The 14929-nt window shown below is 45.3% G+C and carries 18 protein-coding genes; 6 read left to right on the forward strand and 12 right to left on the reverse strand.

Annotation, left to right across the window (positions count from 1 at the left end; translation table 11 throughout):
• The first annotated feature begins 6 nt into the window (after nt 1-6).
• Nucleotides 7-600 (forward strand): histidine phosphatase family protein, encoded by a 594-nt coding sequence (locus ACFQ4A_RS18500; protein WP_382402873.1) that lies wholly within the window; start codon nt 7-9, stop codon nt 598-600.
• Nucleotides 601-1186: 586 nt separating this feature from the next.
• Nucleotides 1187-1408 carry a hypothetical protein gene (locus ACFQ4A_RS18505; protein WP_382402874.1) on the forward strand — a complete coding sequence of 74 codons (222 nt, stop codon included), beginning with the start codon at nt 1187-1189 and terminating at the stop codon, nt 1406-1408.
• A 93-nt stretch (nt 1409-1501) separates the two neighbouring features.
• Here the strand turns inward: ACFQ4A_RS18505 and ACFQ4A_RS18510 are convergent, their stop codons facing one another.
• The 3 genes from ACFQ4A_RS18510 to ACFQ4A_RS18520 form a co-directional block, all read right to left on the reverse strand.
• Nucleotides 1502-2278: a FixH family protein gene (locus ACFQ4A_RS18510; protein ID WP_382402875.1), complete on the reverse strand. Its 777-nt coding sequence runs from the start codon at nt 2276-2278 to the stop codon at nt 1502-1504.
• A 25-nt stretch (nt 2279-2303) separates the two neighbouring features.
• Entirely contained in the window at nt 2304-2876 is a 573-nt protein-coding gene (locus ACFQ4A_RS18515; RefSeq protein WP_382402876.1) for an SCO family protein, read from the reverse strand.
• A 98-nt stretch (nt 2877-2974) separates the two neighbouring features.
• Nucleotides 2975-3562 (reverse strand): DeoR family transcriptional regulator, encoded by a 588-nt coding sequence (locus ACFQ4A_RS18520; RefSeq protein ID WP_382402877.1) that lies wholly within the window; start codon nt 3560-3562, stop codon nt 2975-2977.
• 203 nt (nt 3563-3765) lie between these two features.
• On the opposite strand from ACFQ4A_RS18520, the gene ACFQ4A_RS18525 reads away from it, so the two are divergent.
• Entirely contained in the window at nt 3766-4578 is an 813-nt protein-coding gene (locus ACFQ4A_RS18525) for a cytochrome c oxidase assembly protein (protein ID WP_382402878.1), read from the forward strand.
• A gap of 81 nt (nt 4579-4659) precedes the next feature.
• Complete coding sequence (locus tag ACFQ4A_RS18530; protein WP_382402879.1) at nt 4660-4893, forward strand: cation transporter; 234 nt, start codon at nt 4660-4662, stop codon at nt 4891-4893.
• A 232-nt stretch (nt 4894-5125) separates the two neighbouring features.
• On the opposite strand, the gene ACFQ4A_RS18535 is transcribed toward ACFQ4A_RS18530, so the two are convergent.
• The 8 genes from ACFQ4A_RS18535 to ACFQ4A_RS18570 form a co-directional block, all read right to left on the reverse strand.
• Nucleotides 5126-7114 carry an acetoacetate--CoA ligase gene (locus tag ACFQ4A_RS18535; protein ID WP_382402880.1) on the reverse strand — a complete coding sequence of 663 codons (1989 nt, stop codon included), beginning with the start codon at nt 7112-7114 and terminating at the stop codon, nt 5126-5128.
• 440 nt (nt 7115-7554) lie between these two features.
• Nucleotides 7555-7803, reverse strand: a complete 249-nt coding sequence (locus tag ACFQ4A_RS18540; RefSeq protein ID WP_382402881.1) for a DNA alkylation repair protein — start codon at nt 7801-7803, stop codon at nt 7555-7557.
• A 69-nt stretch (nt 7804-7872) separates the two neighbouring features.
• The gene (locus ACFQ4A_RS18545) at nt 7873-8283 is read right to left on the reverse strand and encodes a DUF3021 domain-containing protein (RefSeq protein WP_382402882.1); all 411 of its coding nucleotides are present in this window, start codon (nt 8281-8283) and stop codon (nt 7873-7875) included.
• A complete protein-coding gene (locus ACFQ4A_RS18550) occupies nt 8273-8734 on the reverse strand; it encodes a LytTR family DNA-binding domain-containing protein (protein WP_382402883.1) in 462 nt (153 codons plus the stop codon). Before ACFQ4A_RS18550 ends, ACFQ4A_RS18545 begins: the two co-directional genes overlap by 11 nt.
• 20 nt (nt 8735-8754) lie before the next feature.
• Entirely contained in the window at nt 8755-9501 is a 747-nt protein-coding gene (locus ACFQ4A_RS18555) for an ABC transporter permease (protein WP_382402884.1), read from the reverse strand.
• Between the two features lie 26 nt (nt 9502-9527).
• The gene (locus ACFQ4A_RS18560) at nt 9528-10412 is read right to left on the reverse strand and encodes an ABC transporter ATP-binding protein (RefSeq protein ID WP_382402885.1); all 885 of its coding nucleotides are present in this window, start codon (nt 10410-10412) and stop codon (nt 9528-9530) included.
• A gap of 205 nt (nt 10413-10617) precedes the next feature.
• Entirely contained in the window at nt 10618-11067 is a 450-nt protein-coding gene (locus ACFQ4A_RS18565; RefSeq protein WP_382402886.1) for a YueI family protein, read from the reverse strand.
• Nucleotides 11068-11177: 110 nt separating this feature from the next.
• A complete protein-coding gene (locus tag ACFQ4A_RS18570) occupies nt 11178-11360 on the reverse strand; it encodes a YfhD family protein (RefSeq protein ID WP_382402887.1) in 183 nt (60 codons plus the stop codon).
• A gap of 212 nt (nt 11361-11572) precedes the next feature.
• Between ACFQ4A_RS18570 and ACFQ4A_RS18575 the strand changes: the two genes are divergently transcribed.
• Together ACFQ4A_RS18575 and ACFQ4A_RS18580 are read left to right on the forward strand one after the other, a co-directional pair.
• The gene (locus ACFQ4A_RS18575) at nt 11573-13528 is read left to right on the forward strand and encodes an aconitate hydratase (RefSeq protein ID WP_382402888.1); all 1956 of its coding nucleotides are present in this window, start codon (nt 11573-11575) and stop codon (nt 13526-13528) included.
• A gap of 3 nt (nt 13529-13531) precedes the next feature.
• Nucleotides 13532-13705, forward strand: coding sequence for a hypothetical protein (locus tag ACFQ4A_RS18580; RefSeq protein ID WP_382402889.1), 174 nt, complete (start codon nt 13532-13534; stop codon nt 13703-13705).
• Between the two features lie 216 nt (nt 13706-13921).
• Here the strand turns inward: ACFQ4A_RS18580 and ACFQ4A_RS18585 are convergent, their stop codons facing one another.
• Nucleotides 13922-14533, reverse strand: coding sequence for a spore coat protein (locus tag ACFQ4A_RS18585; protein ID WP_382402890.1), 612 nt, complete (start codon nt 14531-14533; stop codon nt 13922-13924).
• Nucleotides 14534-14929 lie beyond the last annotated feature (396 nt).

Genomic DNA, 14929 nt, shown 5'->3' on the forward strand with positions numbered 1-14929 from the left:
GCTTATATGACTAAGATCGGATTTGTGCGCCATGGTGTTACACAATGGAATAAAGAAGGCAGAGCGCAGGGGCGTTCCGATGTTCCACTGGATGGGGAAGGTTTGAAGCAGGCCAGATCACTGGCAGAGCGGCCGGAAGTCGGTGAATGGGATGTCGTGTATTCCAGTGATCTGCTGCGGGCGAAGCAAACTGCGGAAATCCTGACCGATAACCTCGGCATACAACTGTATCTGGATTCCAGACTCCGCGAAAGAGGCGGCGGACTGATTGAAGGAACGACAGAAGAAGAACGCGTTCGAAAATGGGGCCCCGAATGGCGCGAATTGGATGTGGGATTTGAACCGCATGACAGCATTATTACCAGAGGGATCTCGTTTATTGAAGAAATCAGTGCCAAACATCATGATCGGAATGTATTGGTTGTGAGCCATGGCGCGTTTATCAAGCATCTCCTGAAAGCACTTATGCCTGATTTGGAAATGGATGAATCCTTAAAAAATACGTCGTTAACTTGTCTGGTAAAGTGTGAGAGCGGTTGGGATTGCGATTTGTACAACTGGACGGAGCATTTGATAAAGGACGGTTCGATTCAAATGTAACGAGAATCCGAACTAACTCGAAATGATGATTGGTGCAAATAACCCGCTTCGGAAATATACTTTGTGCTCGTCGTGTTGCAAGTTTTTCGGTGAAGCTGCACTCCTCGCAACTCGCAGCTTACTCGGTGGATGTTTCGCTCGTCGCTTTCCGCGGGCGGCTGGTGAGCCTCCTCGTGCTCGTCACGTTGCAAGCTATTTCGGTGAGGCATACGCTCCTCGCAGAAAAGATTGCTGGCGCACTGCGGGGTCTCACCTATGCCTTTGCTCCCGCAGGAGTCTTCGTATATTTCCCGCGCTCAAGTAGCGTATTGTTCGTCTTTTGAATGGCTGTTTCAATTATGTCCAAGGATCCTAGCACGTCCTTTGCGTCGTAAAGGTCCGATTCTGTTCGGGCCTGCACGATGCAGGTTACAAAGGCGTTACAACAGGACATGGAAAGCTGCGACAGTGATACATCGCACGAAGAAAAAGTGCTTTCCTTTTTCGAGGACGTTGCGAACTTAGCCTTTGTTCCCCTAAAATCAGTGGGGGATGAAGAAAAACCCCCACTGATTGAAAATTCACTTTAGGTAAGAGGTGAGAGGCCGTGGCATTGAACATACTGAATAAAACAAGCGGAAATATTGGCACATATATTTCACCATTGATTATTGCGGCGCTGTTATTTGTTAATTTGTATATGATCATTAATCATAAATCAATTGTCACAACATCGGTAGCCATGGTTTCGGCTGCGCTACTGGTATTGTTACTATCTTTGTCCATAAAATCCATTTTTGACAATGGTGAAACACCAGGATCTAAATAATTGGTGGAATCAATCAATACAGCTGCAAAGGATGAGGAATAGATAAAGAGGCTGCACATGTTACAGCCCCTTTTTCCAAGAGATTGCCAAAGATCATTCAGTTACTTCAAGCTGAAATTCTTTATGCTCATGCAGCCCTTCATCATTTTCGACGTGGATGATCATTTTATATGAACCTGCGTCATCGAATGTATGACCTGCATTGTATTCCCCGGCTTTCGTTTCTTCCGCATCCACATATTCATGGTTTTCCGAGCCATCTTTCCAAATTTCAAAGCGGACATCGGCATCTTCAAACGGATTGTCGTCCATCTGCAAATGTACTGTTAAATCAGTTTCTTCTTTTGCCTTGATAGAATCGGGCTTGTCGAAGTGCATGCCAAATCCTTCTGTATGATGATCACCATGATCATCACTGTCGCTGTCGCCGCTGTCCTCTTCGCTTTCTGCACCGTCACCGACCGTGATGGATTTTTTCGGCATCGTATGCATGTCGCGTGCAGTTGTGTGGGCGTACATTTCGTAAATGCCGTCATGGTCAAAGGTTACTTCAGCGGTATATGTTCCATCCTCATTATTTGTTGATTGAACCATGGTACTGTCCTCTTCATTGCCTTTTTCCCAGTACTCAAATTCCATTTCTTCCGCATCTTTCACTTTTTCGTCTCCATACGTCACGGTTGCCTTCAGCTGTACCGTTTCACCAACTTCGGCGGTATCCGGTACTTCAAAGTCCACTTCGAGTGCTTTGATTTCCTCTTCCTCATTGCTTGATTCCTGTTCCGTATCATCGTTTTCGCCACCACTGCCGCATGCGGCCAGCAGTGCCATGGCTAGCACAGCCAAAATGGTCCAGATCCTTTTTTTCATTTTCAATTCCCCCATATTTTCATTTTTAGTCCAAGACTACCTTCAAATCGTCAGCAATTTTTTGCATTTCTTCTGATTGGGTGCCATTGTACTGTTTAATGACCTTTCCTTCCGGATTGATTAAAAAAAAGCTGGTACCGTGTGTTACTTGGTCAGATCCTTCCGGTGGCTTTTTTAGCAGTGATTTAAAGGACTTAATCGAAAATTCTTTTATTGTTTGAAAGTCATAGCCGGTCAAAAATGTCCAGTTGCTCAAATCAGCCTGGAAATTTTGCGCGTATTCTTTTAACGCTTCAGGTGTATCACGCTCGGGGTCCACACTGAAGGAAACGAGCTGCGCATCCAGGTTATTTTCCTTCATTTTCTGCTGCAGATGAGCCATGTTACTCGTCATAGGCGGACAAACTGTTGTACAGTTGGTGAAAACAAAATCTGCTACCCACCACTTTCCCTTCAGGTCATCGTTCGATAACGTTTCTGTGTCCTGGGTGGTAAATTCAAAATCGCTTACTTCCTCTGACATATTAGTCTCAATTTCTTCCCCGCATGCTGCAAGGAAAAGAGTGAGCAGCAATACCAAAATCTTGAAGAATCTCATGCACGCCATCCTTTCTTGAGGATTCAGGCACTATTATTCGTTTTGGGAAAACCGGTGCTCCGCTTGCCTGAATCCGACTGTCTAAAATCGTTGCCATGTCAGTGATGACTACCGGAACAGCCGTTGTGTCCGTTCATTTTTTGGAAAATGGCTTCCATGCCATCCGCGAAACGATAAACGGTCCCGCCGAAGCCCTTGACGAATTTATCCGCATCCTCGCCTCGTTCAAATGTCAGCACTTGCGGGTGACAGCACCCGATTTCAACGGACGCATCCATCACATAGAAGGACAGCTGCGCACTGAGCGTTGTCTGCCGGAAAAAGTCCGGACAAATGGCCTGGACCACGTCATCGCCGAGCTGGCGGTGACGAAGAAGGCCGCAATGTGCACAGCATGCCGTCTCCGTCCGGTTATTCGGCAAGATTAGCCGATATGCTAGACGGTCATTGATCGTGCGGCTGCAAAAAACACAGTCTTTCGTGGCAGAATTATGATCGTTCGCTTCCTGGGCAATCGATACCCCACCGAACGTCTTGAGGACGGCACCATCATCAATCAGCGGCTTCAAATCGCGGTGAATCGTCATTTCGGAAACGTCGAGCTCTTCGCTCAGATCAGAAATTTTCATATTGCGATGTCTGTTTAACAAATCCTTTATTTTATGCTGCCGCTCAACTGGAAGCAATCGCTCATTCCTCCTCTCTATGTATGATTGTTTGTAACAAACTCAAACAAATATTAACATCATCATAACCGGGAATGGGCTATTATTCAATGCCGTTTATGTGAAAGTGTTGTGAATAATTTGTGAAAGTTTGTCATATACATGGGGGGAGCGACAAGGGAAATCATGTCCGTTTTATATGATGTGAAAGGAGGAATCTTTTGGTGGATACGTTATTTTTGGAACAGTTTCTTGTGTGGAATATCCCGTTTTTAGCAGGCTGTTTGCTTGTGGGGATCTTGTATGTGTATCTGTTCGGGCGTTTCAAACAGAACGATGATGCGCGGAAAAAGCCGTTGTTCTTCTTTCTTGCGCTGATTAGTTTGTACGCTGTTACCGGAAGTCCGCTGGCAGCTGCCAGTCATCTTGCCTTCAGCCTGCACATGCTGCAGATGAGCTTGCTTTATTTTATAATCCCGCCATTATTGCTGCTGGGAGTTCCTGCCCGGCTCTACCGACGCATTCGTGAATTACGTGTTTGGCCGACGTGCAGTAACAGCAGACGATTTTTCCTGCCAAAAACCTCACTTCTGATGTTTGGTGCCTTATTCCTGCTTTACCACTTACCTTTTGTCCTCGATTTATTGGCACAGTATTCACTGCTTCAAAATGTCTATTCCGTGATGCTGTTTGTGCTTGCTGTTTCGATGTGGATGCCGATTGCCTCGCCGGATTCGAATGAACGGCTTGCATGGCAGGAAATGAAACGGTATGCATGGCTGAGTGGAGCAGTCATCATGCCGGCCTGTGTGGTATTTATCGCTAATGCGTTCCTCGGCGGCATGTCGAATCCATTTGGCAGTCAATACATGCCACAGCTCTGCACACCGGTTCAAAGTGATTCAGTCAATGGGCTGCTCCCTTATCCGTTCCATAGTGAATATGAACAGGCATTTGCCGGTGTGCTGATGCTAGGGGTGCATAAAGCCAGTATCCTTATGTCGTGCCGTCTCGGGAACAAGACCGATGAAGCATAAAGACGATTCCGGCTTACTTCTGATGTTCTAATCAGGAAAATACTGAAATAAACTGTAAAAGGAAGGAGGGAGGTAATCTAAATGAAGCGCGAAATAGTATACTTTGATGTTAAAGGCATGCATTGTCCTGACTGCAAAACCAAGATTGAAAAGGCCGTCTCAGCCATACCGGGTGTTAAGGAAGTCAGTGTGAATTTAACGGCTGAAAATGGTCAGGTGGCCTATGAAAGCCATCTGACAGGAGTCCCCGAAATCATTCGCGTCATTCAAGGAACCGGATTTGACGCTGCAGAACAGTCCGGGAAAAGCGTTTAGACGACAGACTGGAGAACTAAACTAATGATCAACTCTGGTATACTGGTGTTTTATGGTATACCAGTTTTTGTGTCAATTTATTAAGTGTAACTCGTACATTCGAAAAATAGGTGGCTTTTCTGGAGAAAGCATGACTGCCTCATTGTCATTCCAACACATGTCATCGCATCCTTTCTATAGTGACAGGCCATTAATGTTATTGACAGAGGATGCCAGAGCGGCACCCCCTTTTTTAAGAATTTGCTTTAGCCTGTTCCTCGGCAAAACGCACAAAATAATCAAGCGAATCCTGATTGCTTAATGACCCCTTATTAACCACCTCATCAACCGGTTTGCCGATTAATATCTTTTTGATCGGGATCTCCAGTTTTTTGCCGTTTAATGTTTTTGGCAAGTCCGGAGCCTCGTAAATGCCGCTTGGGACATGCCGTGGGGAGCAGTGTGTCCGGATCTGATGTTTGATCATCTTCATCACGTCAACGGTCAGTTCTTCGCCATCCTTCATCAGGACAAACAGAGGTGTGTATGAATCACCGTCTCCTTTTGGAACGTCAACAATCAGACTGTCACTCACTTCGCTGACATGATCAACTGCACGATAGATTTCGCTTGTACCGATGCGGATGCCGCCGCGATTGATCGTGGCATCAGACCGTCCGTAAATGACGCATGTATGCCGGTCAGTGACTTTTAAATAGTCGCCGTGACGCCAGATACCCGGGAAAACGTCAAAGTAACTGTCGTGCAGGCGGCTACCGTCCGCGTCATTCCAGAAGTAAATCGGCATGGAAGGGAATGGCTCGGTCAGGACAAGCTCGCCGACTTCCTCTGTTTGCGGGTTGGCATCATCGTCAAAACTTTCTATTTTGGCACCAAGGCCGCGGCATTGCAGCTCACCTGCATACACCGGCAAAATCGGTGCGCCGAGAATAAACGCTGTGCAAACATCGGTCCCGCCGCTTGCTGAAGCAATCCAAAGATCTTCCTTCACATTGTCATAACACCATTGGAATCCTTCCGGGGGCAGAGGAGAGCCGGTTGAGCTGATACTCTTGAGATGGCTCAAGTCAAATGCCTTACCAGGCTTCAAGTCATCTTCTTTCATGCAGGCTGTAATATAGCTTGCACTGGTACCGAAGACTGTCATCTTCGTATCTTGTGCGAACTTCCACAGCATTCGTTTATCCGGATGGGCCGGATTACCATCGTATAAAATGATCGTGCTGCCGGTCAGCAATCCGCCTACAAGAAAATTCCACATCATCCAGCCGGTGGTCGTAAACCAGAAGAAGCGGTCATCTTTTCCAAGGTCTGCATGGAATGTTAATGCTTTCAGGTGCTCCAGTAAGATACCGCCCTGGCTTTGCACGATTGGCTTCGGCTTACCGGTAGTACCGGAGGAAAATAATACCCAAAGCGGGTCATTAAAATTGACATGTTCAAACGTCAGTGTCCCTGATTCGGCAACCGCAACATCCCATAATGTGACATTTTTCAGTCGGGCGGTGTCAGGATGCTTATTCAAATATGGAATAACGATGGTCGCTTCCAATGTCGACAATTCGGACTGGATATTTTCCACGACAGCCATCCGGTCGAAATCTTTGCCGCCGTACCGGTAGCCATCAACGGTCACCATCACTTTCGGCTCAATCTGTTTAAACCGGTCAATCACGCTTTGGGTGCCAAAGTCTGGTGATGCACTCGACCAGATGGCGCCAAGGCTTGCGGTTGCCAAGAAGGCCACAATAGACTCATAGATATTGGCGACATAAGCTACGACACGATCCCCTTTTACAACCCCAAGATTTTTCAAGGTTTGTTGCATAGCGGCAGTGTCCTGGTACAGCTGTTGCCATGTTATTTCCTGTGTTTGGCGTAATTCTGAGGAATGAATAATGGCCGGTTTCTGTTCATTCCGGTCCCTGAAAATATGTTCAGTGTAGTTGATGGTCGCTTCCGGAAACCATTTCGCGCCCGGCATTTGATGTGATGACAGGACTGTTTCATAAGGGTCTTTCGCCTGAATATCAAAGTACTGCCAGATCGACGCCCAGAAATCCTCTAGTTCGTTGACGGACCATTTCCAAAGCGAATGATAATCATCGAATTGTAAGTTCTTATGTTCATTTAACCAATTCATATATGCATAGATTTTTGATTGCGCTTTACGTTTTTTACTTGGCTCCCATAACAAGGTGCCTTCTTTTATCTCGCTCAATTTCCCGTCCCTCCTTTTGATAACACTTATAACTATTATATGGAACCGTTTTCTATATGTAAAGGTTGGCTGTCGCATTCTGTTTGGGTCGAAATTCGGAAAAAAGTAGCTGAATAGAGTCGAATGATAGTTGGAGAAGTTAGTTGAATTGAAAGCCGGAAAATGGAGAAGAGTTGTTTTCAATGGTTGCTGTAAAACAGTGTGCAACACGTTAAAAGGTAGATCATTTGGCAGGAAAATTTAAGAGAATGTACCGATTGTGTTCAGAAATAAGAAAAGTAGAAGGCGGGTTTTCCAGAGATAAAAAATCCCCCCATACGGCAGGGGGTCATACGAACTATTATGCTGGGGTAGGATTCAGATGCCATGTCGGCTGGATTTAAAAGGTTCTCGGTATAATGATTGGATTCGACACAACCGGGGGAGAGACAGGCGCCACCCTAGTTCCGGTCATACTCGGCAAACTTTATAAATGTATGTTCATCTTCCACCAGCCCACAGGAACCGCATTGGATTCTATATTCCGGTCCATTGTACGTTATGTGGAAAACCTCCGGCTGCTCATCACTGTAGTCATTAAGAACATCGCCTGTTTGCGGATCCAGCTTCACAGGTTTGGCTACTTGTTCGATAATATTAAACCGTGACCGATTTGTTTTGCAGTTCGGACAAAGATATTGTTGCATCATAAGACACCTCCATCCCTTATTTTTCCGAAGTTGCAACATTTCATTCAAGGAACCTCTGGAACCAGATCGTCAGTCTTTCTTCGGCAAATTAGCGTTCATCGAAGCTTCCACTTTTTTGTAATACAAATAATACCCAATCCAGAAAAGAGCATAGACGAAAACGAATAACAGACTGGTCCAAAGAATACCTGGTAAGGTAAACAGTACCCATCCGACAGACAGGCCAACAATAAAGTAAACGACAATCGACAAAGCGAAATGGATAACCGTTTTTTTCAAGTTGCTCCACCCATTATCCTCAAATATAAAGGAAGCCAACCCAAAATAGATGCCGATTATAAAAGAACTAAGCATATAAAGCCATATTTGTGGAACAGAAGCATCCACACCCGTAACATATACAATCGTAAGTGCGATAAACGTAACGATACCACCTAAAGCTATTCCCATCATACTTCTCCTGATAGCTTCAACGATCATCCGACTGTCCTCCCATAGCCAATCTATTTTTGATTGGCGCTACATATTTTCGCGTAATATATTCTTTATTTCCGGAGTGGAAGTAGACACAGAGGTTTCCGTTAAATGATAATTCGAAACGCTCGATATGATTAAGGTTGCCGATGACTGATTTGGAAAAGCGCATAAAATCATAGGGAGCTAAAATTTCTTCCACTTCATAGAGCTTCATTTTTATTTCAACACTTCGGCGATTGATGGCTGCGAAAATTTTTCGGTTTTCGGCGTATACAAAATCAATATCGTTTGGGTCAAGCAGTACGGTTTGATCGGATTCAATCCCAAACAGTCGCTTCCGCCTGCTATTTTTAATGAGGGACACGATTTCCTCTAACTCTTCAGACCACTCGTTCGCTTGAATCGTGATGGATGGTTCCATATGTTTATCATCAATATCGATGTTCACTTTCATCCTCAACCCCCCAATTTCATCTATCCCTTTGCTTGCCTTAGAAATTTCGGATACCGCAATAAGGCTGAGATAAAACCTACTAGACCAAAGCCCGAAAGAATGAGTGATGTTTGACTAAGTTCAGGCACCTGAAGTGCGCCTGCCATTGCATCCTGAAAAGCCTGGTGTGCCCAGTAATGTGGAAGCAAGCGGCTGATCATTTGCAGAATATCTGGCATCATATCAACCGGCATCCATAATCCGCCAAGCAAGGCACCGCCCAGGGCGACAACCTGTGTCAAAGCGATTCCCATGTTGTTGGTTTTGACAATCACAGCAAGTGCCAATCCAATCCCTGTTGCCATAAACGTCAACAGGACAGATAAAATCAGCAAATGAACCGGCTGCTCCAGCGGAATATCATAGACAAGTTTTCCAAATAACAGCAATATCACAATCTGTGTCAACACAATATACATGTATGGCATCCATTTGCCCAATAAATATAAATACGGTGACAGCGGTGTGCTGGCAATTCTAGCAACCATGCCAATATGTTTGTCTTTAATAAATGATTCTGTCATTGATATCATAATAAAGAAAACAAACATGATTGTATACCCCGGGACAATCGATAAAATGACTTGCCGGCTTTCTGTTCCGCCTGCCCCTGAAGTGAACACTGAAATAAATAAAACAGTAAAAACAATCGGCAGTATCAGCGTCCAAAATAAAAGTCCCCGATCCTGCAGATTTTTCTTCATTTCCAATTTGATAATGGCATTCATTTGCTTTATCCCCCTTTATCGTTTGCCTAATCTCTCAACTGACTCCCTGTCAACGAAAAGAAGACATCTTCCAGTTGCGGTTTGACAAGTTCCAGCCGGTCTAGCTCTCTATTACTTTTCCTGCAGAAGCTGAGGACTTTTTCCATTGCACTGAGCGGGTCACTGGTTGTAATTAAATAACCGTTGTTCTTATTTGTAACCGAACCATATTCTCCAATCTCATCTGGTAAACAGTTTTCTCCCTTAACATAAATCGAAGGGACAGCATGTTTTTGTAGTAAGCCGCCAATTTGGCCATTTTCCACAACTTGACCATGATCCATAAAAGCTACCTCATCACATAACTGTTCTACTTCCTCCATGTAATGGCTGGCATAAATAATCGTACGGCCGCCTTTCTTAAACTGTTCGATCATTTGAAAAATGTAGCGGCGCGATTGTGGATCGATCCCTACTGTCGGCTCATCCATGATAATCATAGCTGGTTTGTGCATTAAGGCACATCCAATATTCAAACGATGCTTCATGCCACCCGAAAAAGTCAGCACCTTGTCTTTTCCGCGTTCTGTCAACCCGATTTCCGCTAAGACCTCATTGATCCGGGTTTCTAACGTTTTGCCACGCAAGCCGTATAGTTTTCCAAAAAAATTCAAATTGTCGCGTGCTGAAGCGGTTTCCTCGAGGCAAATTTCCTGTGGGACATAACCGATTTCCTGTTTTGTGCTATTGGAAAACTGAACCTTACCATCATAATCGTGAATAATCGAAGCTATGATCTTGATCAACGTTGATTTACCTGCCCCATTCGGACCGACAAGGCCATAACAGGTTCCATTGGAAATAGTCAGAGATACGTTGGACAAAGCTTGCTGGTCAGCATAGTATTTATCAATATTTTCGATGGTCAGCAATATATACACCTGCCTTTTTTATTTTCTTGATTATGGCAAACAACAGCTTTAATGACGTTGGAAAATGTATAACACATCGGATTTGATGTTCGACATAACGGAAATGACGTATGTAAATAAAAAAGCATCACCCGCTATAGCGAGTGATGCTTAAATAGGTGCATCAGTTGGTATGTAGAATCTAGCAAATTTGGGCTTTGTCACCCTATGAAAGCCACCGTTTAATTTTGCCAAAGAAGGATTCGTTTGTTTTAGTGTTTTTGTTGGTCTTTTCATCTACATCGTCTTCATCATCGATAAAAATATGTTCTTTATCAATGGCATAGTCATACGTCAGCACGGCACCGATGTCGGTGTCAGCGTCCTCATTGGTTACCTCAGTGTAAGGAACAGTGTACTTATTGGCCAGTGCCTTTTCTTCCTTCAAAAATCTGTGCGAAACATCACCGTTTATCAGCAGTTTGGCACCTTTATTGGCCTGCATGGCTTCTTCCAGTTTCGCGAGCCCTTTATCCGTCATCACTTGCCCTTTAGTGAGAGCAATGACGACGCGTTCCCTGATTGTTCCCAAGAATTGTTTCCGTTCTGACCGTTTCGTTTGCCGGGAGCCGTAAATCCCTTCTGTCAGATAATCATCAACATTCTTTGTCCCCAATGTGCCACATCCTTGTTAGATAGTCTACTTTATATTTTATATGATTAACAAAAGCCCCGCAAAACCTGGGCCTGAATTGAAAAGCGCCCCGGTCACCCGGGGCACTTTTGTCAGGACTTTCGGTTCTTGACACGGCTTTCAGCTGCACGGCGTCTGGCTTGTGCTTCCTTGTCCTCGTGGTCAGCAAATTCTTCGGAAAACTCGACATCCTTGCCATCAGTTTTGGCATATTTCGGCGTCTGTGCTAAACGCGCTCTTCCTCTACGGTTTGTGCGGTGTTCATCTCTGCCCATACAAGCCACCTCAATTCAAGTGTTTCAAGGCTAGTATGTGCAAAAACAACCGTATTATAAGCGTCTGTTACAACCAAACGAGGCTATATTCACGTGGAAATTCCTGAAAAGATTCACCGTATCCACAAATAATTATTTGTTTTTATTCATATACTACAAACGTATACCTATGCATAAAAATAATGGAAAGGTCATTTGTTAGGAGGAATTGAATGCCACTCAATATTACCCAGAAACTGATAAAAGATCATCTAGCTGCTGGTGAAATGGCGCCGGGTGAAGAGATTGGTCTGAAAATTGATCAGACGCTGACACAAGACGCGACCGGGACACTGGTCATGCTTGAGCTTGAGGCGATGGAGCTGGATCAGGCAAAAACAGAAGCATCAGCGCAATATGTCGACCACAATCTGATTCAAGAAGACAGCAAAAACCCGGATGACCACTTGTTTCTGCAGAGTGCGACAAGGCGGTTCGGGCTGCATTATTCGAGACCTGGAAATGGTGTAAGTCACCCTGTACATATGCAGCGATTGGCAAAACCGGGCAAAACGTTACTCGGATCTGACAGCCATACGTGTGCCAATGGCTGTATGGGGATGCTTGCGATGGGAGCTGGTGGAATCGATGTCGCGATGGCGATAGCCGGTGAGCCGTTTTTCGTCAAAATGCCAAAAGTCTGGGGAATCAAACTGACCGGGGAACTCCCGGATTGGGTCAGTGCCAAAGACGTCATTCTTGAGCTTCTGCGCAGACATGACGTGAAAGGCGGGGTCGGAACAGTTATCGAGTATTTTGGCCCTGGTGTGGAAACGTTGAGTGCCATGGATCGTCACGTCATCGCGAATATGGGAGCCGAACTGGGCGCGACAGGCACAGTGTTTCCGTCTGATAAAGAAGTTAAGCGCTTTTTGAAGGCGCAGGATCGTGAAGACGACTGGATTGAACTGAAGGCCGACAACAATGCAACATACGATATTCTGGAAGAAATTGATCTTTCAGAACTGGAACCATTAATTGCCAAGCCATCGAGTCCAGGCAATGTTGTCACTGTCAGGGAATTGGCCGGTACACCGATTTATCAGTCGTATATCGGGTCATCCGCCAACCCGGGTTACCGTGATTTTGCGATTGCCGCAGAAATTGTCAATGGCGAGCGCGTAGCAGATGGCGTATCGTTAGATATTAACCCGACGTCCAGGCAAATGCTGACAGACCTCGTCAAGGAAAGTCACGTTGCGAGTTTGCTGCAGGCAGGATCACGGATGCATCAGGCAGGCTGTAATGGTTGTATCGGCATGGGGCAGGCACCGGCAACAGGCCGAAACAGTCTGCGGACAACACCAAGGAACTTCCCAGGCCGTTCCGGAACGCGTGAGGACAGTGTCTTCCTGTGCAGCCCGGAAACAGCGGCTGCATCGGCACTGACAGGAGAGATTACCGATCCGCGTACACTTAAAGCGGATTATCCAAAAATTAAAGAACCGAAACATGCTGAAGCCAATATGGATTTGCTTGATGAACCGCTCCCGTATGATCAGGCGAAAAATGTGGAATTGCAAAAGGGGCCAAATATTGCTTCCATTCCAAAAATGGATGAAATGCCGGACCGGATGGAATTACCGATACTCTTAAAAATGGACGATAACATATCGACCGACGAAATTCTTGCTGGTGGGGCACGAGTGCTACCATATCGCAGTAACTTGCCGGAAATCAGCAAATTTACGTTTGAGATCATCGATGATACGTATTATAAGCGCGGCAAGGCAACGGTTGATGAGGGCGGACACGCGGTTGTCGGCGGCTATAACTATGGCCAGGGATCCAGCCGAGAGCATGCGGCACTTGCACCAAGATATTTAGGCCTGCGAGTTGCCCTTGTGAAGGACTTTGCCCGAATTCATTGGCAAAACCTTGTCAATTTTGGTGTGCTGCCGTTGACATTCGCCAATGAAGAAGATTATGACACACTGTCATCCGGGGATGTGTTGGTGCTGTCCGACTTACGGAACAAAATTCAACAGGGGAATGAATTTTCAATTGATGTAAAAGATAAGAATGAACAAATCAATGTCAAACACAGTCTTTCCGAACGCCAAGTTGAGATTATGCTGAAGGGTGGCATTATCAACTGGGCAAAGGACCGGCAACAGCAAGGAGGGTGAATCATGGCTCGTGATCAGGAATGCAAAGCATGTGAAGGAGAAGGCATACTTGCAGATGATGAAGGCTGGCAATATCAGTGCAGCGTATGCGGCGGTGACGGCACATACGACATCGAGGATATTTCCCGACCGGCACGCGTCATGTCCGTAGACGAAAATAACCGGCTGCTGGACTGAAGGAAAAGCGGATTACTGAATGGAAAACTGCCTGTTTGCTGATGGCGAACAGGCAGTTTTGTTTACTTTTTTAGGGGTGGATCATATTTTGAAAACGCTGGATTTCAGGTTATAAATTACGGATGAAAACGCCACATTCAATTTTTTGCTTAACGAAATGAAGGAATCGGCTTTACGCCGATTCCACCAATCTGACCTCTAATTGCCTACTACTGCTTAATGCGGCATATTTCCAGGAGTTGGGGCATAGCTTTGCTGGAATGCCTGCATATCCTGCTGCTGTAGCTGAGGTACTTGGTAATATTGATTTTTGTTTTGATATAGGAATACTTCATAGGCCATTTCAATCAAATTTGGAACACTATCTGCCAGCACACGGCGCATAACTGGGTTGGTCATCTCTGTTGCAGCCATCGTAAAAGCTGATGCGGATGACTTTAACGACCCCATCATGAAACCTGAAATGGTCTGGTCATTGATTTCACTGACCGATTGGATCGGCGTTGATGGCTGTGACGGCGGTTGCATCCCATACACAACATCGTTACTCTGATCCATTTGGTAGGATTGGGTGTCGACAGCCGGGTCCTGGCCGGATTGAAACGTATCAACAATTGTATTGTAAAGCTGACTGCAAAAAGCCCGGTGTTTCTGTGACATGGTTAATAACTCCGGATCTTGAATGTACTGCTCATAAAGCACACATTGATCCATTCCACCGGTAAGCGATGATAAAGCTTCATGCGCATCAAACATATCATGACCGCCATAATGCTGTTGGGGTGGCAGTTGCGTCGTGTCCGTGAAATTTTGCGGTTGATTTTGCATCAAGATAACCTCCTAAAAGTATTCGTTGTTATTTTGCGATAAAAGGTGTTCATTATGTATGGCAAGGCTGTTTTGTTTATGCCATTTTTTATATGGTGTTTTGCACCGAGTATACGAAGGTGCAGAACGTGCGAGCGGAAAGCATCTCGTGCCACAGCTATCTCTCACTACTACAATCGAATCCAAATAGTAAAAAGGGGCATCCAAAGCTAAAAAATTTTGCTTTTACATGCCCCTTTTTCAGCATTTATTTCGATTATAGTCATAGAAGTGCGTGTTCAAAAAGGAGGATAAAAAGGACCGAGAAGTTCGAGGCGGTGCCGTTTCGAGCAGCGGAGTGTATGCCTTTAGATACATGAGCAGCGGAAAAACAAGCCAACGAAGAAATTCGACGTG

The organism is Lentibacillus salinarum (genome assembly GCF_042679865.1).
Taxonomy (GTDB): Bacteria; Bacillota; Bacilli; order Bacillales; family Amphibacillaceae; genus Lentibacillus; species Lentibacillus salinarum.